The organism is Arthrobacter sp. 210 2 (assembly GCF_059093025.1).
Map to the genome: position 1 here is coordinate 160,613 of NZ_JBNHIE010000008.1, position 19,116 is coordinate 179,728.

Below are 19,116 nucleotides of genomic sequence, written 5' to 3' on the forward strand. Positions count from 1 at the left end.
CGTGCTTGACGGACTAGTTGGCTTCGCTCACTTCAGGCGTAGCAACCGAACCGCGGGCTTCGAGGTCGCGCAGCTGGCCCTCGATGTAGGCCTTCAGGCGTGAGCGGTAATCGCGCTCGAAACCGCGAAGCTGCTCCACCTTGCGCTCCAGGACGGACCGCTGCTGCTCGAGTGCACCGAGGATCTTGCGGGACTTCTCCTGGGCGTCGTTGACCAGGCTGCTGGCTTCGATCTGCGCCTCGGCGATGATCTTGTCCTTCTGCGCCTGGCCGTCGGCAACGTGGCGGTCGTGCATCTGCTGTGCCATGGCCAGCAGGCCCGCGGCTGACTCTGCAGAAGCAGTGGGGACGGCGGCCTGGCTGGGAGCAGCGGGGGCTGCGGCAACCGGAGCGGACGGCTGGACGTCCTTCTTTTTCGCTTCGGCAGCCTTGGCTTCAGCCTCTGCCTTCTCGCGTGCCTCGTCCTTGTCGGACTTGACCGGCGCGGGGACCTTCTCCACCACGGGGGCGGCAGCGGCGCTGGCGGGAACGCTGGATCCTGCTTCGGCAAGCTTCTTCCGAAGCTCGTCGTTCTCCTGGTTCAGGCGGCGGAGTTCAACGACGATTTCGTCCAGGAAGTCATCAACTTCGTCCTGGTCGTAGCCCTCGCGGAACTTGGTCGGCTGAAAGCGCTTGTTGACAACGTCTTCTGGCGTCAAAGCCATCTGGTCACCTCACTGGTCTGGTTAGTCAGTAGGCCTTCCGGCCGTCAAAACTACGGTACCTAAATTTGGTCTGCTTACTCTAATTCAACACTGCGGTGTCAAACGCGAGTTTCTTCGCTTCACAGTAACTGTTCCCGGGGGTCCAGGCTGCGCTGCTAGGTCTTATTTGATGAATCAGGCGAGTCCCCGGGTGATTCCCATCGCGATGCTGACGGCGATGAAGAGAATCAGGAATCCCAGATCGAGGGAGATGCCGCCCAGCCGAAGCGGCGGAATCAGGCGGCGCAGCACTTTCAGGGGCGGATCCGTGATGGAGTACACGGCATGCGCTGCCACCAGTGCGGCGCCCCGCGGACGCCACTCCCTGGCGAACATCTGGACCCAGTCGAACACCAGGCGAATGATGAGTGCTACGAAAAAGAACAGGAGCGCGAGATAGACAAGTCCGAAAACAATTCCCATGACTTAACTCATATCTCCATGTCCATTTGTGGATACCGCGGTGTCCTGCCGATGTTTCTTGTCTATTTCAGCACAGATGCCAGACAGGTGTCCCTGCCTGGCATCCAAATCCTGCCTGATGGTCAGCTTTGGTTGAAGAAGCTGGCCTGGGTGTCACTGGCCTTCTTGTCATCGCCGATGACCTCAACGTACGACGGCGACAGCAGGAATACCTTGTTGGTCACCCGCTCAATGCTGCCCCGCAGCCCGAAAACCAGCCCGGCGGAAAAGTCCACCAGGCGTTTCGCATCGGCCTCGCCCATGTCCGTGACATTCATGATGACCGGAATGCCGTCCCGGAAGCTCTCGCCGATAAGCTTGGCGTCGTTGTAGGACCGCGGATGGATTGTGGTGATCTGGCGGAGTCCGGTGGTCTCTTCGCGGCTTGAGGCCGCACGCTTGATGGGGGTCACTGGGGCGCGGTATTCCTCTTCGGGGGTGTAGGACGCTTCGCGGCTGACCTCGCGGACGGGTGCAGGTGCACGGCGCTCCTCGCGGTCAGCTTCCATCGTTTCGTCCTCATCCTTGGGTGTGGTCTGTTGCTCGGACTCGTAATGCTCATCGCCGTCGGCGAGCCCAAGATAGATCATTGTCTTGCGCAGAGCGCCGGCCATGGTCGACTCCTAATCGTGTCCCGTAAGCGGGCCGCCCAATGACTTGACAGCACTGGAGTCCCCCGCCCATCACTTCCAACAGGACCGACGCTACCCCACGGCGGGACGTGATCCGAGAATATCGGAACCGATTCGCAGGTGTGTCGCCCCGAACATGATGGCTGCTTCAAGGTCCTGGCTCATGCCCGCGGAAATGGCGGTGGCGGCCGGGTGGGCGGCAACCAGGCGTGCCGATACTTCGGTGAGCTTTTCGAAGGCTGGCTCCGGCGGTGCACCCAAAGGGGCAACGGCCATCACGCCCGCCAGCCGGAGGCCCTCGGCGGTTGCTATCCGGTCCGCCAACAGCGGCACGTCGGTGGGACCGGCCCCGCCGCGGTGCGTGCCGGCGTCGTCCTCCAGGCTGACCTGGATAAAGCAGTCCAGGGGCGCCAGCCCCGCGTCCTTCCGCTCAGCGGCCGCGGCCTTTGCCAATGCGTCCACCAGCTGCGGCCGGTCCACGGAATGGACGGCTGCGGCATAGCGCACCACCGACTTGGCCTTCTTGGTCTGCAGCTGGCCCACGAAATGCCAGGTCAACCCGCAGTCAGCCAGCTCGGCAGCCTTATTGGCAGCTTCCTGGTCCCTGTTCTCGCCGACGTCCGTCACTCCGAGTGCCGCAAGCCGCCGGATGTCTTCGGCAGGATGGAACTTGGTGACCACGATCAGCGTGGGCAGCCGGCCGGCGCGACCGGCTGATTCTGCTGCGGAAGCTATCCGCCGGTGGACGGCGGCGAGCCTGTCCGCGAGTTCCGCGGCCCGCGGGTCTCCCCCGGCCGATCGCCCGTCAGTCATGGCACCACACCAGCCCGGCAAAGCGCCCGGTGTCCCGGTTGCGCCGGTAGGAGTAGAGGGATTCCGTCTCCAGGGTGCAGACCCCGCTGTACGCAACCTCCACACCGGCGTTCTCCAACTGGCTCCGTGCACCGGCGGGAAGATCGAGACCGGGTGTGCCCCACGAGGTGGTGCTCCGGGTGGCGGGCACCCGCAGGGCCACCTCGTCCTGCAGGGCGGCGGGCACCTCGTAGCAGTTTCCGCAGATGGAGGGTCCCATGACGGCCTTGATGCCGGAGGCGCCGAGGGACATCATCCTGTCCACGGCTGCAGGAATCACGCCGTTGGCGATGCCGGGGCGTCCTGCATGCACGGCAGCAAGGACGGGACCGTCGGCGGACTCCCCGGCGAGCAGCACGGGAATGCAGTCCGCCACCATGACGGCCAGCGGAAGCCGGCGGGACACCATGGCGTCCGCTTCAGGGGCCCCGCTGTCCTGGTCAATCACCGCCACGGTGACGCCGTGGACCTGGTTCATGAACCGCAGGCCGTGGGGCGCCATGCCCAGGCGCTGCTCCAGCTCCTCACGGCGGCGCTTCACCTGGCCGGGATCGTCCCCCACGTGAAGCGCCAGGTTTCCGGCGCCGGTGTCAGTGAATGCGGCCGACACCCCGGGAAGGATGTCGGCGCGCCAGTGGAACAAGCCGCTGCCTACTTCAGGAAGTCGGGGACATCCAGGTCATCCGAGTGGTTGCCGGTCAGGTCCGGCTCGACGACGGACGGCAGGTCCACGTCGAATCCGGAGTCAGCGGGAATGGCGGAGGGGCGCTGCTGGCCCCAGTTGCTGAGCCCTGCCGCGCCCACACCGGCGTGGACCGGCTGGACGTTCGACTGGTGGTTCCCTGCAGAAGGCGCCTGCGCCGGAGCGGGGGCGGCCGTAGGAGCGGCGGGCCGCTGCGGGGCCGACTGCGGCTGGGACTGGTCCATGGAGGGCGAGGTGGCCTTGACGTCGTCGAACCCGGCGGCGATGACGGTGACGCGTGCTTCGTCGCCGAGGGCGTCGTCGATGACGGCGCCGAAGATGATGTTCGCCTCGGGGTGGGCCACTTCCTGCACGAGCCGGGCTGCCTCATTGATCTCGAAGAGGCCGAGATCGGACCCGCCCTGGATGGACAGCAGCACGCCGTGCGCGCCGTCAATGGAGGCCTCCAGCAGAGGGGACGCGATAGCCAGCTCGGCCGCCTTGACGGCACGGTCCTCGCCACGGGCGGAGCCGATGCCCATGAGGGCGGAGCCCGCGCCCTGCATGACCGACTTCACGTCGGCGAAGTCGAGGTTGATGAGGCCGGGCGTGGTGATGAGGTCCGTGATGCCCTGGACACCCGAGAGCAGCACCTGGTCGGCGGAGCGGAAGGCGTCCAGGACCGAGACGTTGCGGTCGCTGATGGACAGCAGGCGGTCGTTGGGGATCACGATCAGGGTATCGACTTCGTCACGGAGGGCGTCGATGCCGGCCTCTGCGGAGCCGGCGCGGCGGCGGCCTTCGAAGGTGAACGGGCGGGTCACCACACCGATGGTGAGGGCACCGAGGGAGCGTGCAATACGGGCGACGACGGGGGCGCCGCCGGTCCCGGTGCCGCCGCCTTCGCCGGCGGTCACGAACACCATGTCAGCGCCGCGAAGCACTTCTTCGATCTCGTCCGCGTGGTCTTCGGCTGCCTGCTTGCCTACCTCGGGGTTGGCACCGGCTCCCAGGCCGCGGGTCAGCTCGCGCCCGACATCGAGCTTGACGTCGGCATCGCTCATCAGAAGCGCCTGGGCATCCGTGTTGATGGCGATGAATTCAACGCCCCGGAGGCCGACCTCGATCATGCGGTTGACTGCGTTCACGCCACCGCCGCCGATGCCGACGACTTTGATGACGGCCAAGTAATTCTGCGGAGCTGCCACGTTACGTGTCCCTTGTTCGTGTCTTATTGCGAAAACTGATGGTGAGCTTGAAGCCTGCAACCTTAACCTTCGGGTTGAAGGTTATAGTTATGTCAAGTAACTCTTGTCTGTGACGGTATTTCCTCTGCTTCCCACATTCAATAACCGGGTCCGCGTGTCGGATTAATACCGGTAAAGATTGGGGTTCAGCGCGTCACAGGATGCCGGGGCACGCTCACGTCGTACACCCTGACGGGATTCTTCGGATCTGCCGGAACCTTCAGGAGTGCCTCCAGAACTTTAGCCTTAAGTTCCCTCTCCGAGGCATTGCCCCAAATGATGGTCTGGCCGTCCACGAGCTTCAGCTCCACGGCATCCACGGACTGCGCGGACGCGTTGGACAGCTTGGCCAGCACGTCGGCGGGCAGGGCGCCCAGGACCGCGGCCGTGGCGCGGAACAGGTCCTGGCCGATGGCTCCGGCACCGCCGTCGATCACGGGCAGCGACACTGACGCCGGATCGTCCGTAGCGGCCAGCTGCACCCCGTCCACATCCACCAGCTGGTACTGCTCCCCCTGCTTGACCAGTGCCACCGGGACGCGCTCCCGCACGGCAACGGCGAGGCCCGACGGCGGCCGGGCCTCAGCGGAGACCGCCTTGACCTGGACCAGCGGCTGGAGGAGCCGGCCCACTTCCTCGTCCGTGATTTGGGGCAGCGGCTTGCCGCGCAGGGGTTCCAGCGCGGCCTGCACCTGGGCAGGAGTCAGGAGCCGCGTGCCGGAAACGGAAATGGTGTCCACGGCGAGCACGGGTGAATAGACCGCCCCGGCCAACAGGCCGGCCACGACGGCGGCCACGGCGGCGAGAACCATCAGCAGGTTCCTCTTGCGGCGCTTGCCCTTGGGCTCCGGGAAAGTCAGAACGTTCGCGGCGGACTCGGCTGACGGCTCCGCCTGTTTGTCCTTGCTGCGCCCGGCGAACCGGGGTTTCCGTGGGGCTGCAGTCTTTGTGGACCTTGCAGTCTTCGGCGGCCTGGCCTGTGGTGCCTGCGCTGCATCGGGAACGCTGCGTGAAGCGGAAATAACGTCGTCGCTGCCCGTGGAGGTGCGGCCGGACGGCGGCGCCGTTCCGTTGCCCGCACCGGTTGCCGAACTCCCGCTGCGGCCGGCCGGCCGGTAGGTGGGACGGCGGGTGCTAGCCACGCAGGGCCTCAACGATCAGCGGCCCGTAGGCCGTGACATCCCCCGCCCCGGCGGTCAGCACGATGTCGCCGTCGGACGCGGCGGCCGCCAGGGCTGCCACGGCCTCTGCCGCCGGTATCATCCGTCCGCCTTCACCCAGGTGGTCGGCAATGAGCTGGCTGGTAACCCCCGGAATCGGGTCCTCGCGGGCCGGATAGATGTCCAGCACCAGGGCCGTGTCGGCGAGGCTCAGCGCCTCCGCGAAATCCCGGGCGAATTCGCGTGTCCGGGAAAACAGGTGTGGCTGGAAGAGCACGTGCACCTTGTGGCCTCCTGCCACCGAGCGGGCGGCAGTAAGGGCTGCCCGCACCTCGGTGGGGTGGTGGGCATAGTCGTCGAAAACCCGCACTCCCCTGGCCTGGCCCTTCAGTTCGAAGCGCCGGGAAGCGCCCGAAAAATGGGCCAGGGCAGCGGCGGCCTCCGCCGGTTCGACGCCCAGTTCAAGGGCCACGGCAAATGCGGCTGCGGCGTTCAGGGCGTTGTGCCGGCCCGGGACCTGCAGGGAAAGCCCAAAGCGGCCGGCCGGTCCGGACACCGCCACCTGGCCCGGGCCGTCGTCGTGCAAAACCAGCCCTGCCTCCTCACTGGTTCCGTAGAGGACCACGCGGGTGTTGCCGCGCGCCCGCGTCCGCTCCGCCAGTGCCAGGGCCCCGGCGTCGTCAGCGCAGGCAATCAGCACCCCGTCAGCGGGAAGCAGCGCCGTGAACCGGTCGAAGGACTCATACACCGCCTCGGCCGTGCCGTAGTGGTCCAGGTGGTCCGGCTCCACATTGGTGACCACGGCTATCTGCGGCCGGTAGTTGAGGAATGATCCGTCCGATTCATCCGCTTCTGCCACAAAGACGCCGGAACTCCCGTGCGCGGCATTGACGCCAAGTGATGGAACATTGGCTCCAATGGCAAATGAGGGGTCCAGGCCCGCCCCCTGCAGCAGGACGGTCACCATCGAGGTGGTGGTGGATTTTCCATGGGTTCCCGCCACGGTCACCACCAGGTCCTCCCCCATGGTGGCTGCCAGCGCCTCGGACCGGTGCAGGACCGGCAGCCCTGCCTGCTTCGCGGCGGCCAGCTCCGGGTTGTCCGACCGGATGGCCGAGCCGGCCACCACTGTCCGGGCATCACCCAGGTTGGCGGCGTCGTAGCCGACGGCGATGCGGGCGCCTGCCGCCGCCAGGTCCGCCATCACCGGCAGGTCCTTGGCGTCGGAACCGCTCACAGGGACCCCCCGGGCGACCATGATCCTTGCCACGGCGGACATCCCGACACCCCCGATGCCGATGAAGTGGACCTTGCCCAGGGATTCCAGGGCGGTGGGGTTACGGGGGGTCATGCGGATACCGCTTCCAGGACAAGACCAGCCATGCGCTGGTCAGCGTTTCGAATGCCAAGCCGGTAGGAATTGGCTTCCATGGTGGCCAGCCGGGCTTTGTCGGTGACCAGCGGAATGAGTTCCGTTGCCACCCATTCCGGGGTGAAATCCCTGTCGGCCACCAGCAGTGCGCCGCCTCCTGCGACGAGGCCTGCAGCGTTCAGGGCCTGTTCCCCGTTGCCGATGGGCAGCGGCACCAGGACGGCGGGGACTCCGACGGCGGCAACCTCACAGACCGTGGCGGCACCGGCACGGGCCAGCAGCACATCGGCAGCCGCGTAGGCCAGCTCCATGCCGTCAACGAATTCAACCTGCCGGTAACCTTCGGCATCGAGGGGCTGGCCGGCGTCGTCCAGAACGGTTTTGCCGCGCCCGGTGATGTGCAGCGTCTGGATACCGGCGGCGGCCAGTTGCCCCACGGCAGCGGCCACCGTCCGGTTGATGCTCTGCGCGCCCAGGGAGCCACCCGTGACGATCAGTGTGGGCTTTTCGGGGTCCAGTCCCAGCGCCTGGCGGGCGGAAGTCCGGGCTGTTGCCCGGTCAAGTCCGGAAATTGCGGTCCGCATGGGCATGCCCACGTGCACCGCATTCCGGAGCGGGGTGCCTTCGAAGGCAACTGCCACGCGCTTAGTCAGCCCGGCCCCCACCCTGTTCGCCAATCCGGGCCGGGCGTTGGCCTCGTGGATCACGATGGGGATGCGCCGTTTGCGGGCGGCCAGGTACATCGGCGTACAGACATAGCCGCCGACGCCTACCAGCACGTCAGCTCCTGCCTCATCCAGGATGGCGCCGGCCTGCCGGATGGCTCCCGCCAGCCGTGCGGGCAGCCGGACCAGGTCAGCGGATGGCTTCCGGGGGAACGGCACGCGGTCGATCGTGGCCAGTTCTAAGCCGGCTGCCGGGACCAGCCGGGTTTCCATTCCGTTGGGTGTTCCGACGGCGAGGAGTGCCGCGTCCGGGGATGCTGTGCGCAGCGCTGCGGCGATGGCGAGGAGCGGGCTGATGTGGCCGGCTGTTCCGCCACCCGCCAGGACGATGGAGGGGTTGTTCGGGGTCATGTCGGGTCAGGCACGCTTTCTTGCAGTCTTTTTCTTCGGGGCCGTTCCGCGGCCCTTGGCCTTGAACTTCAGCATCTTCTTCGGCCGGATGGCCGGGGCCATCTGTTCCCGGGCGAGCGACAGCACAACGCCGATGGCGCAGAGCGACATCAGCAGCGCGGAGCCGCCGTAGGAAATGAAGGGAAGCGGCACGCCGATGACGGGCATCAGGCCGGTCACCACGGACATGTTGACCGTGGCCTGCCCGAGCAGCCACACCATGATGGTTCCGGCCAGGACCCGGTGGAACATGTCCTCCTGCGCCACCACCACGCGGTAGATCGCAGCGCCGAGGATGGCAAAGAGGATGAGGACGACGACGGTCCCCACCAGGCCGAGCTCCTCGCCGATGATGGCGAAGATGAAGTCGTTGTGCGCTTCCGGGATCCAGCTGTACTTCTGCCGGCTCTGGCCCAGCCCGACACCAAACCAGCCGCCCGACGCCAGTCCGTAGAGGCCGTTGGTTGCCTGGTAGTTGGCGTCGATGCCGTCGGCGCAGGATTCCCCGGTCCACCATGAGGTGATGCGGCACATCCGGTTGGAACTGGTGACCGCCATGACGGCCGTTCCGGCCGCTGCCACAAGCCCGGCAATGCCGAACAGGTAGAGGGGTGCCCCGGCAAAGAAGAGCGCGGCAGCGGTAATCATCATGATGATCATGGCCGTTCCCAGGTCATTTCCAACCAGGACCAGCACAACGATGATGATCGCCATGGGCACGGCAGGGACCGCCACGTGCTGCCAGCGGCTGAGAAGCTTGCCCTTCCTAGCCAGCACCGTGGCCATCCAGAGCGCGAGGGCCAGCTTTGACGCCTCCGACGGCTGGAAGGTAATGCCGCCGATGTCGATCCAGTTCTTGTTGCCGTTGACCTCCGCGCCCACAAGCTGCACCAGGCCCAGGAGGACCACGGCCGCAATGATGGCGAGCCACGCGAGCCGCTTGAGCCACACCACGTTGATGCGCGACAGCGCGAACATGGTGAAGATGCCGATGCCGGCAAACATCCCCTGCTTCAGTGCGTCCCCGTAAGGCGATTTGCCGGCCGCGATGGATTCCACGCTGGATGCGGAGAGCACCATCATGATCCCAATGGCTGTCAGTGCAAGGGTGGATCCGAGGATCAGGTAGTACGTGGAGCCGTTCCTGGAGGTTCCGTTGCCCTCGAGGGCGGACCAGAACCGGCGGTACATGGTCCGCAGCCTTGCGGGAAGCGTCGCCGGGGGCCGGACGGACGTGGCCGTGGACCCGGGGCCCTGTTTGCGGGCCTGCTGTTTTTCTGGCTGGGGCCGGGTGGGCGTACTGACCATTGTTACTCCTCGCCGGTCTGGGCCTGCCCTTCCACCAGCTCGCGGACAGCTTCGATGAAAGTGTCGCCACGGTGAGCATAGGAAGAGAACTGATCCATGGACGCAGCTGCCGGAGCCATCAGCACAGTGTCGCCGGGTTCGGCCACCTGGGCTGCTGACGCTACGGCCAGGGACATCACCCGTTCTCCTGATATGGAAGAACCGGCATCGACGGCGCCAGGACCTGCAGCAGTCTGCACCCCTTCAGTGTCACCCGGCAGCGCCGTGATGACCGGGACATCCGGCGCGTGTCGCTGGAGGGCACCGGCCAGCACCCCCGGGTCAGTGCCGATCAGCACGACGGCCTTGAGCCGGTGGGCATGCTCCCGCACCAGGTCGTCGTAGGTGACGCCCTTGGACAGGCCCCCGGCAATCCAGACCACATTGGTGAAGGCGGCCAGGGAGGCGGCCGCTGCATGCGGGTTGGTTGCCTTTGAGTCGTTGACCCAGAGCACGCTGTTGTGGCGCGCCACGGGCTGGATGCGGTGGTCGCCGGGAATGTAGTCCCGGATGCCCTGCCGGACCGCGGAGGCCTCCACGCCGTAGGCCCGGACCAGTCCGGCAGCAGCGAGGGCGTTCGCCACCATATGGCGTGGAGCAAAGGCGCCGAGGTCGTTCATGGCGGCGAGTTCGGCCGCGCTGTCCCTGCGCTCTTCGATGAACGCGCGGTCAACGAGGAGCCCCTCCACCACACCGAGCATGCTGATGGCGGGAGTCACCGTGGTGAACCCGACCGCACGGCATCCTTCCACGACGTCGGCGTTTTCCACCATGCGCTCGGTTTCAAACTGCTCCGCATTGTAGATGCAGGCCTTTTGGGTGCGTTCGTAGACCTTGGCCTTGTCCGCGAGGTACGACTCATAGGAGCCGTGCCAGTCAACGTGGTCCTCCGCGACGTTCAGGCAGACACTCGCCACCGGTGACAGGGATTCCGCCCAGTGCAGCTGGAAGCTGGAGAGCTCCACCGCGAAGACGTCGTACTCCACGGGATCCCGGATCGCATCCAGAATCGGCGTGCCCACGTTTCCAACCGCGATGGCTTTCAGGCCGGCAGCGCGGAGCATGGATTCGGTGAGGCCCACGGTAGTGGTTTTTCCGTTCGTGCCGGTAATGGCCAGCCAATCGGCGGTTTTCCGGCCTTCCCTGGTCCGCACCCGCCAGGCCAGTTCAACATCGCCCCACACCGGGATGTGGGCACGGGCGGCGGCGGCGAGGAGTGCCTGGTCGGGGCGCCAGCCGGGGGACGTGACGATCAGTTCCGGCAGTTCGCCGTCGATCCGGGGTATCCGGGCCACGGCGTCCTCCCCCAGCAGGACGTCTGCGGCGCCCACGATCTTCAGCGTGTCCGCGTGCGCCCTCGCGGTGTCGCTGGTGGCGGCGTCGACGACCACCACGCGCGCACCCAGTTCGATCAGAGTGTCTGCCGCGGCGAAGCCGGACACGCCGATGCCGGTGACTGCCACGCGCAGCCCTGCCCAGTCGGAGTCCCAGGAGACAAGGTTCTTGAGGCGGGGGGAAACGGTCACAGCAGCACAACCCATTCAGCGTAGAAAATGCCCAGGCCCACGGCCACGAAAAGTCCGCCCAGGATCCAGAACCGGACCACCACGGTGACTTCAGCCCAGCCCTTCAGTTCAAAGTGGTGCTGCAGCGGCGCCATCTTGAAGACGCGTTTGCCGCCGGTGACCTTGAAGTAGCCCACCTGGATGATGACGGACAGGGTGATCAGGACAAAGAGGCCGCCGATGATTCCAAGCAGCAGTTCGGTCCTGGACAGGATGGCGAAACCGGCGATGGCACCACCGATGGCGAGGGATCCGGTGTCTCCCATGAAGATCTTGGCCGGTGAAGTGTTCCACCAGAGGAAACCCACCAGTGCGGCGCTCATGATGGCGGCCAGCAGGGCAAGGTCCAGGGGATCCCGGACGGAGTAGCACCCGCTGCCGGCTTCCCGTGGCGACCCGCAGGCCTGGTTGCTCTGCCAGATTCCCATGAGGGTGTATGCGCCGAAAACCATCACCGAGGCGCCGGCGGCGAGGCCGTCGAGGCCGTCCGTCAGGTTCACGCCGTTGGTGGCTGCAGTCACGATGAGGTTGGACCAGATGACGAACAGGATGGCGCCAAGGACGGTTCCGCCGAAGGCCAGGTCCAGCCACGGCAGGTCGCGGACCAGGGATATTTTGTAGGAGGCAGGCGTGACGCCGTCCTCGTTGGGGAAGTTCAGGGCCAGCACGGCAAAGATGATGCCCACGGCCGCCTGCAGGATGAGCTTCGCCTTGGCGTCGAGCCCCAGGCTGCGCTGCCGTGAAATCTTGATGAAGTCGTCCAGGAAGCCAACAAGCCCCATGCCCACCATCAGGAACAGCAGGATGAGCGCGGACGCGGAAGGCCCGGGCGAATCCGGGTTCATCATCAGCATGATGAGGTGCGTCAGGCCGTAGCTCAGGAGCACGGCCCCCACCACCACGGTCCCGCCCATGGTGGGCGTGCCGCGTTTGGTGTGGTGGGAGGTGGGACCATCGTCCCGGATGAACTGGCCGTAGCCGCGGCGGACCAGGAGCCGGATGAAAAGCGGGGTGCCCACCAGGGCGCACAGGAGTGCCAGCCCGGCGCCGATCAAAAGTGCAATCACAGCAGAGTGCTCCTTTCATCGGCGGGTTGCGGGGTTTGTGGGGGTAATGCTATCCGATCACCCAAATGCCGAAGTCCCACGCTGTTGGAGGACTTGAACAGCACCAGGTCTCCGGGCTGGAGTTCGGCATTGAGAAGTTCGTAAGCCTCATCGGCGGTTTCCGTGAAGATGCATTCGTCTCCCCAGGACCCTTCCTGGACGGCCGAGACGTAGAGGGCTCGGGCCTCCCGGCCTACCACCACCAGCCGGGAAATGTTGAGGCGGACCACCTGCGTGCCCACCGCCGTGTGTTCGCGGATGGAATCTTCGCCGAGTTCCAGCATGGCGCCCAGGACAGCCCAGGTGCGCCGGCCGCGGCCCAGGTCCGCCAGGGTCCGAAGTGCGGCCCTCATGGATTCCGGGTTGGCGTTGTACGCGTCGTTGATGATGGTGACGCCGTCGGCGCGCTCGGTCCGCTCCATCCGCCAGCGGCTGGCAGCTGCCTGGCGGCCCAGGGCGGCGGCGATGTCGGCGCCGGGAACCCCGGCAGCGAAGGCAGCTGCTGCTGCCGCGAGCAGGTTGCCGGTGTGGTGGGCGCCGATGAGGCGGCTGCGGACGTGGTGGGGCCCATCCCCGCCAGGCAGCAGGAGGTCGAATTCAGGGTTTCCTTCGCCGTTGGTGTCGGCGTTGAGCGCCTGCACCGCCGCGTCGCCGCGTCCCTCCGCGGAGAATCCGAGGACCGCTGCTGTGGTGCGGCCGCGCATGGCAGCCACCCTGTCGTCGTCGTGGTTAATGATGGCTGTTCCTGTGGCGGCCAGGCCTTCCACAAGTTCGCCCTTGGCCCGGGCGATGTTTTCCACTCCCCCGAATTCGCCTGCATGGGCTGTGCCGACGGCGAGGACCACCCCGATGTCCGGTTTGACCATGTCGGCCAGGTACTTGATGTGTCCCACACCGGTGGCACCCATCTCGATCACCAGGTAACGCGTCTCCGCGTCCGCCAGGAAGACCGTGAGGGGCACCCCGACTTCGCCGTTGTACGAACCCTGCGGGGCCACGGTCTTGCCCTGGGTGGAAAATATTCCTGCCAGCAGGTCCTTGGTGGTGGTCTTGCCGGCTGAACCGGTGATGCCTACCACGGTGAGTTCCCCGCCGGTTTCTGCCCGGGCGTCGCGGATCCGGCGCACTGCCTCGGCAGCCAGCGCACCCATGGCCAGGACGGCATCAGGTACCAGGACGGACGGGTACGGCGTTCCGTCAGGTGCTGCCACCGGCCGCTCCACCAGGGCCAGGACAGCCCCGGCTGCGAAGGCAGCAGCAATGAAGTCGTGGCCGTCCGCGTGCTCGCCCGGTTTTGCGACGTAGAGCGAGCCCGGTGTGGCTTCGCGTGAATCCGTTACCACCGAAAGGGGCGTGATTCCGGGATCGGCGTCCAGGCGCCCGCTGGTGATTTCGGCGATTTCCGCCGCAGTAAGTGCAATCATCTCGGTCTAGGACTCTATCCGGTCGGCTGGGAGAACGTTGAATCCCCTGGCTGTCAAGGCGCTGCGCAGTTCCACCCTGTCATCGAGGGCAAGGTTGACCCCCTTCACTTCCTGCCAGACCTCGTGCCCCCGGCCTGCCACGAGGATGGTGTCCTTGGGCTGCGCCAGTTCCACGGCGCGGCGGATCGCTTCATCCCGGGGGAACACCTCCAGCACGTCGCAGGGAAGGGCATCCTTGTCCCGGGCTTCCTGCGCACCGGCCAGGACGTCGGCACGGATGGCGGCCGCATCCTCATCGTGGGGATCGTCGTCGGTGATGATGACGGTGTCGGCAAGGCGGGCTGCGATGGCACCCATGGCCGGCCGTTTGCCCTGGTCGCGCTGGCCCGTGGCACCAAAAACCACGATCAGCCGGGAGCCGGCCTCGGGGGAACGGACAGCCTCCAGCGCCCGGGCGAGGGCGTCGGTGTTGTGGGCGAAGTCCACCACCGCCGCGGGCTGCTCTGATACCAGTTGCATGCGTCCCGGCACGGCAACGGTGAAGGGGTCGGCGGCATCGAGTGCCTCCTGCAGGGTTGCAGCATCCACGCCGGAAACGAGCACCATGATGACTGCCAGGGCGGCATTGGCGACGTTGAAACTGCCGGGGAGGCCGGTATGGACGTTGAGTTCAGTGCCGCCAGGCCCCGTGAGCGTAAACGCCGTACCCAGCCCGCGCGGCGCCGTTGCCGTCACTGTCCAGTCCGCGCCCGTTCCCGCAGCCGTGCCGAGGGTGGTGACCGGCACGCTGCCGCTGCCGGCAAGCTTGCGGCCCCACTCGTCGTCGACCGTTACCACTGCCTTGCGCGCCCGGCCTGGCGTGAAAAGCTCGGCCTTCGTGGCGAAATATTCGTCCATGGTGTGGTGCAGGTCAAGGTGGTCCTGGGTGAGGTTGGTGAAGCCGGCGACGTCGAACATCACCCCGTCCACGCGCTGGAACGAGATGGCGTGGGAGGACACCTCCATGGCCGCCGCAGCCAGTCCCCTCTCCTTCATCAGCGCGAGCAGTCCGTGGACGTCAGGAGACTCCGGGGTGGTGAGCACGCTCGGTATGGGCTCGCCGCCGGCGAGGATTTCTATCGTGCCAATCAGTCCGGCCGGCTTGCCCAAGGCCCTCAGCAGGGAGTTGATGAAGTAGGTGGTGGTGGTTTTACCGTTGGTGCCGGTGACCCCAAACATTTGCAGTGCACCGGCACCGCTGCCGTAGACCATGGCTGACAGCGGACCCACCACGTTCCGCGGAGATTCCACAACGAGCACCGGCACGGAGGTGTCGGCCGACAATGCCAGCAGGCGGGCGCCGGCATCGTCCGTCAAAACCGCAACTGCCCCGGCCCCGATCGCCTGCGCAGCAAAATCGGCGCCGTGCCGGACGGCGCCGGGAAGGGCGACATACAGATCCCCGGGCTCCACCGTGCGGGAATTCAAGGACACCCCGGTGACCAACGCGTCCGCAGCAGCCCCGGGAACAGCGACGCCGATTGCGTCGCCAATGCTGTCCAGGCGGACCGCCTTTACGGCAGAGGGCCTGAACCGGACCTTGCTGGCAGGAGCCGCGGGCGCGGTACTGCTCTCGGACGCGTTGAATTCTGACAAGGGATCTCCGATGGTGCTAGTGAATCGTGCCCGGCATGGATAAGCGGTAACAGCAGAAGCTGTTACGCCGTTGGTGCCGGGGTGTTACTTGGCGAACTGGGGCAGCCTGGCCGGTTCGCCGGTGGACGGCTGGACGTTGTAGGTCCGCAGTGCCTGGCTCATGACCGACCGGAAGACCGGCCCCTGGGTAATCCCGTAGATGCTGCCCTTGGGCCGCTGGAGTACCACCTCCACAATAAACCGCGGATCATCCATCGGTGCCATGCCCACGATGGAGGCGGTGTACCCGCAGAAGCCTGCGCCGTCGTCGCACGGTGACTCCGAGGTGCCCGTCTTGGCGCCCACCCGGTACCCGTCAATGGCCGCGTCCTTGATCTGGCCTTCGGTGACGGCGCTTTCCAGGACGTCCTGGACCTGTTGGGCTGTGCTGTCCGAAACAACCTGCCGGGATGGTGCGGCCGGAACCTTCTCCTCGGTCCCGTCAGCGGAAATATAGGAATCGATCAGGCGCGGCTGGAGCATCACGCCGTTGTTGGCGATGGACTGGAACGCCCGCACGGTCTGGAGGGTGGACTGTGAGACGCCCTGGCCGAACAGGACCGTGTATTCCTGCCGCCCGTCCCACTGCTCCCAGGGCGTCAGGATGCCGGACGCGGTGGCCGGCAATCCGATGTCAGGGGCCTCGCCGATGCCGAATTTCTTCAGCCAGTCGTAGCGCTGTTCCTTGCTCAGCCGCTGCCCGGCCATCACCGTGCCCGTGTTCATCGAATATCCCAGGATGCCTGCGAGGGTCCGCTCCTCCGTCCCGTGGGCGAACGAGTCGCTGAAGGTCTGGCCGTCCACCGTGTAGGAAGGCCCGAGCGTGAAGGTATCGAGGGGACCTGCTTTGCCCTCTTCGATCAGGGCGGCCACCGTCATCATCTTCTGAACGGAGCCGGGCTCGTAGGCGGCGGTAACGGCACGGACGCCGCGGTCCTTGGCTGCCACCCGGCCGGGGTCGTTGGGGTCCGGTGAGTTGGTGTCTGCCATGGCAACGAGGTCGCCGGTCTTGGCATCCATGACAATGATCACGCCCCACTCGGCACCCAGTTTGTCCGACTGGCTTTGGATGGCCTGCTGCGCAAAGTACTGGAGGTCGGAGTTGATGGTGAGTTTGACGTCCTTGCCGTCTTCCGGCGGGGTCAGCTCGTCCACACCCACGGGGATCCTCAGGCCGTCGGCGCCGATCTCGAACAGCCGTTCGCCGTCCTTGCCCTTCAGGAGTTCGTCCTGTGTTTGTTCGATGCCTGCCTGGCCGGTGGTGCCATCCTTCAGGAAGCCGATGATGCCCCCGGCTACGGACCCGTTCGGGTAGACACGTTTGCTGACGCCCTCCGTGACGATGCCCGGAATCTGAAGCTTCGAAATCCTGTCCTCAACATCGGGCTTCACATCCTTGGCCACGATGTAATAGCGCGAGTCACCCGTGACGGCGTCAACGATGGCGTCCTTCTCCATGCCAAGAACCGCTGCCAGCTCCGTGAGCCCCTGGTCGCGGGAAACGTCCACCAGTTTCTCTTTGGCCTCGTCAAGGCGCTTGAACGTTTCCGTCTTGGTGTTGAGCCTCTGGTCCACCACCACGTTGTAGCGGATCACACTGTTGGCCAGGACTGTGCCGCTGGAGTCCAGGATGCTGCCGCGTTCGGCGGGCAGGACTGTCTGGGTCATACGCTTGTCCAGCGCAGCTGCCGCCATTCCTCCGACGTCCAGGCCCTGGACAAGGAACAGCTTGCCGCCCACCACCAGCAGGAGCGTGAGCATAATTCCCAGCCCCAGGCGCAACCGCTTCGTGGCGTTGGGCACCCTGCTGTTTACTGCCTTGCCGGTCCTTTGCGCCACCGTGGAATTCCTTGCTGTTCGACCCTGTTGCCTGCCAGACCTGCCTCTTACTGCCCCGGCACCTTCTGCTGGGGCACGGGAACGGTGCCGCCGTGAAGTTCAGCCGCCGGCACGTCTGCCGGAGGAGCGGCGGGTGCTGCGGCTGCCGGGGTACCGCCGGCAGGAGTGTCAGCGGCGGGAGCTCCAGCCGCCGGCGCTCCAGCAGCAGGGGCTGCGGCGGCTGCGTCCTGCGCAGGCTTGCGGTTTTCGAGCGGTTCGCCCTTACTTGCAGGCGGGACCACGATCAGCTGCCCGGCCACCGCCGGGGCAGGGATGACCGCGCCCTCGGAGCCGCCCTTAACCGCCGGCGTCGCCTTGCCAGTGACGGAAAGGGTGGACAGGTCGATCTGGCCTTTAACCGTCGATGCCACCATTCCCAGGTCCTTGGCCTTCGCGGCCAGGTTCTGCGGCGCCTCGAAGTTCTGGACCTGCTGGGTAAGGTCCTGGTTCTGCTTGGTCAAGGTGCTCTGCCGGGCGCGCAGTTCCACCAGCTGGTACTGCGCGGTGGAGACCGAGATGTTCAAGACGAGCACAGCGATCAGGGCCAGCGCCAGCATGGCGAAGCAGAGGACAACGAAGGGCGCGCGCCGCTTCTGCGGAACGCTGCGTACCACCGAGAGCGGTGTGCGGCTTTTCCGGCCTTCACCTGGTGCACCGGCAGGGAGAGTCCTGCTGGCCGCCGAACTGCCTGCAGCGACGGGAAAGGTCTTGACGGCAGCGGTGCTCATGCAGCTCTCCTGGCTCTGATTCGTTCTGCCGCACGCAGCCTGGCTGAGGCTGCGCGCGGGTTTTCGGCGATTTCGACGGCGGTGGGCACCTCGGTGCCTTTGGTCAGCGTTTTGAGTTCCGCCTTATGTTCCTCCAGCTCCACCGGGAAGCCGAGCGGGGCTGAGGACTTGGAACGGGCCTGCAGAACGCTCTTGACGATTTTGTCCTCCAGCGAGTGGTAGGACATCACCACGATGCGGCCGCCGAGTGCCATGGAGTCCACGGCTGCAGGTACTGCCCGTTCCAGCACGTCGAGTTCTTCGTTGACCTCGATCCGCAACGCCTGGAAGGTCCTCTTGGCCGGATGGCCGCCGGACTTGGCTGCTCCGGCCGGTACCACGGATCGGATCTGTTCCACCAGCTCGCCCGTGGTGGTGAAGGGCTTGACGGCCCGTGTGGCGACGATCCTGTTCGCGATGCGTCCGGCGAACTTTTCCTCGCCCCACTTGCGGATGATCCTGACCAGTTCCTCTTCGCTGTAGTTGTTCACCACGTCAGCGGCGGTCTGGCCGCGGCTGGTGTCCATGCGCATGTCAAGGGGCGCATCGAAGGAGTAGGCGAAGCCGCGTCCGCGTTCATCCAGCTGGAGCGAGGAGACACCAAGGTCCATGAGGATTCCGTGGACCTCCGGCACGCCGAGATCGGCGAGGACGTCCTCGATTTCGTCGTAGACGGCGTGGACCAGGTCGGTACGGGCACGAAAGGGCGCCAGACGTTCTCCGGCCAGCGCCAGGGCTTCCTCATCCCGGTCTATGCCGATGAGATGGAGGTCGGGGAATCGCTGGAGCATTGCTTCAGAGTGTCCGCCCATTCCCAGGGTTGCATCGATTGCCACCGGAGTTTCGCCGCGGAGCCTTGCCGCCTCGAATCCGGGGGCCAACAAATTAATGCACCGGTCCCTAAGAACCGGCACATGGCGTTCGGACGTGGGCTTTGGTTGTTCGTTCACGCCTCGTCCTTTCTCGCCGTCGTGGTGTACCGTGCATGCTTCTGGGACCAGATCCCCATCCGCGCCTATCGTCCCGCCCGCCTGGCTCCGGGGAAGTGAGCCAGGTTGGCCAGCCGATGGGCCGGCTGGAGATCTCGTCCA

The 19,116-nt window shown here is 66.0% G+C and carries 17 protein-coding genes; all 17 read right to left on the reverse strand.

What is annotated here, in order from left to right; all coding sequences use genetic code 11:
- Window positions 1-13: 13 nt before the first annotated feature.
- The 17 genes from AC5RWA_RS15745 to rsmH all read right to left on the reverse strand — a co-directional run bounded on the left by AC5RWA_RS15745 (window position 14) and on the right by rsmH (window position 18,975).
- A complete protein-coding gene (locus AC5RWA_RS15745; protein WP_494058251.1) occupies window positions 14-703 on the reverse strand; it encodes a DivIVA domain-containing protein in 690 nt (229 codons plus the stop codon).
- A 174-nt stretch (window positions 704-877) separates the two neighbouring features.
- Complete coding sequence (locus AC5RWA_RS15750; RefSeq protein WP_079597160.1) at window positions 878-1,165, reverse strand: YggT family protein; 288 nt, start codon at window positions 1,163-1,165, stop codon at window positions 878-880.
- Window positions 1,166-1,287: 122 nt separating this feature from the next.
- Window positions 1,288-1,818: a cell division protein SepF gene (locus AC5RWA_RS15755; protein ID WP_079597161.1), complete on the reverse strand. Its 531-nt coding sequence runs from the start codon at window positions 1,816-1,818 to the stop codon at window positions 1,288-1,290.
- Between the two features lie 90 nt (window positions 1,819-1,908).
- Window positions 1,909-2,649 carry a YggS family pyridoxal phosphate-dependent enzyme gene (locus AC5RWA_RS15760; protein ID WP_494058252.1) on the reverse strand — a complete coding sequence of 247 codons (741 nt, stop codon included), beginning with the start codon at window positions 2,647-2,649 and terminating at the stop codon, window positions 1,909-1,911.
- Window positions 2,642-3,331 (reverse strand): purine nucleoside phosphorylase YfiH/LACC1 family protein, encoded by a 690-nt coding sequence (locus AC5RWA_RS15765; protein WP_494058253.1) that lies wholly within the window; start codon window positions 3,329-3,331, stop codon window positions 2,642-2,644. Before AC5RWA_RS15765 ends, AC5RWA_RS15760 begins: the two co-directional genes overlap by 8 nt.
- An 8-nt stretch (window positions 3,332-3,339) precedes the next feature.
- A complete protein-coding gene (gene ftsZ, locus AC5RWA_RS15770; protein WP_079597164.1) occupies window positions 3,340-4,578 on the reverse strand; it encodes a cell division protein FtsZ in 1,239 nt (412 codons plus the stop codon).
- A 185-nt stretch (window positions 4,579-4,763) separates the two neighbouring features.
- Complete coding sequence (locus AC5RWA_RS15775) at window positions 4,764-5,759, reverse strand: cell division protein FtsQ/DivIB (RefSeq protein ID WP_494058254.1); 996 nt, start codon at window positions 5,757-5,759, stop codon at window positions 4,764-4,766.
- Window positions 5,752-7,128 (reverse strand): UDP-N-acetylmuramate--L-alanine ligase, encoded by a 1,377-nt coding sequence (murC, locus tag AC5RWA_RS15780; protein WP_494058255.1) that lies wholly within the window; start codon window positions 7,126-7,128, stop codon window positions 5,752-5,754. The genes AC5RWA_RS15775 and murC overlap by 8 nt, the downstream gene beginning before the upstream one ends.
- Window positions 7,125-8,225 carry an undecaprenyldiphospho-muramoylpentapeptide beta-N-acetylglucosaminyltransferase gene (murG, locus tag AC5RWA_RS15785; RefSeq protein WP_494058256.1) on the reverse strand — a complete coding sequence of 367 codons (1,101 nt, stop codon included), beginning with the start codon at window positions 8,223-8,225 and terminating at the stop codon, window positions 7,125-7,127. Before murG ends, murC begins: the two co-directional genes overlap by 4 nt.
- 6 nt (window positions 8,226-8,231) lie before the next feature.
- Window positions 8,232-9,572 (reverse strand): putative lipid II flippase FtsW, encoded by a 1,341-nt coding sequence (ftsW, locus tag AC5RWA_RS15790; protein WP_494058257.1) that lies wholly within the window; start codon window positions 9,570-9,572, stop codon window positions 8,232-8,234.
- Window positions 9,573-9,574: 2 nt separating this feature from the next.
- Window positions 9,575-11,152, reverse strand: coding sequence for a UDP-N-acetylmuramoyl-L-alanine--D-glutamate ligase (gene murD / locus AC5RWA_RS15795; RefSeq protein WP_494058258.1), 1,578 nt, complete (start codon window positions 11,150-11,152; stop codon window positions 9,575-9,577).
- Window positions 11,134-12,243 (reverse strand): phospho-N-acetylmuramoyl-pentapeptide-transferase, encoded by a 1,110-nt coding sequence (gene mraY, locus AC5RWA_RS15800; RefSeq protein ID WP_079597170.1) that lies wholly within the window; start codon window positions 12,241-12,243, stop codon window positions 11,134-11,136. Before mraY ends, murD begins: the two co-directional genes overlap by 19 nt.
- Window positions 12,240-13,706, reverse strand: a complete 1,467-nt coding sequence (locus AC5RWA_RS15805; RefSeq protein WP_494058259.1) for a UDP-N-acetylmuramoyl-tripeptide--D-alanyl-D-alanine ligase — start codon at window positions 13,704-13,706, stop codon at window positions 12,240-12,242. Before AC5RWA_RS15805 ends, mraY begins: the two co-directional genes overlap by 4 nt.
- A gap of 6 nt (window positions 13,707-13,712) precedes the next feature.
- Window positions 13,713-15,341, reverse strand: a complete 1,629-nt coding sequence (locus tag AC5RWA_RS15810; protein WP_494058260.1) for a UDP-N-acetylmuramoyl-L-alanyl-D-glutamate--2,6-diaminopimelate ligase — start codon at window positions 15,339-15,341, stop codon at window positions 13,713-13,715.
- A gap of 84 nt (window positions 15,342-15,425) precedes the next feature.
- On the reverse strand, window positions 15,426-17,219 hold the full coding sequence (locus tag AC5RWA_RS15815) for a peptidoglycan D,D-transpeptidase FtsI family protein (protein ID WP_079597173.1): 1,794 nt from the start codon (window positions 17,217-17,219) through the stop codon (window positions 15,426-15,428).
- A 47-nt stretch (window positions 17,220-17,266) separates the two neighbouring features.
- Complete coding sequence (gene ftsL, locus AC5RWA_RS15820; RefSeq protein ID WP_079597174.1) at window positions 17,267-17,986, reverse strand: cell division protein FtsL; 720 nt, start codon at window positions 17,984-17,986, stop codon at window positions 17,267-17,269.
- Window positions 17,983-18,975, reverse strand: coding sequence for a 16S rRNA (cytosine(1402)-N(4))-methyltransferase RsmH (rsmH, locus tag AC5RWA_RS15825; protein ID WP_115524660.1), 993 nt, complete (start codon window positions 18,973-18,975; stop codon window positions 17,983-17,985). The genes ftsL and rsmH overlap by 4 nt, the downstream gene beginning before the upstream one ends.
- Window positions 18,976-19,116 lie beyond the last annotated feature (141 nt).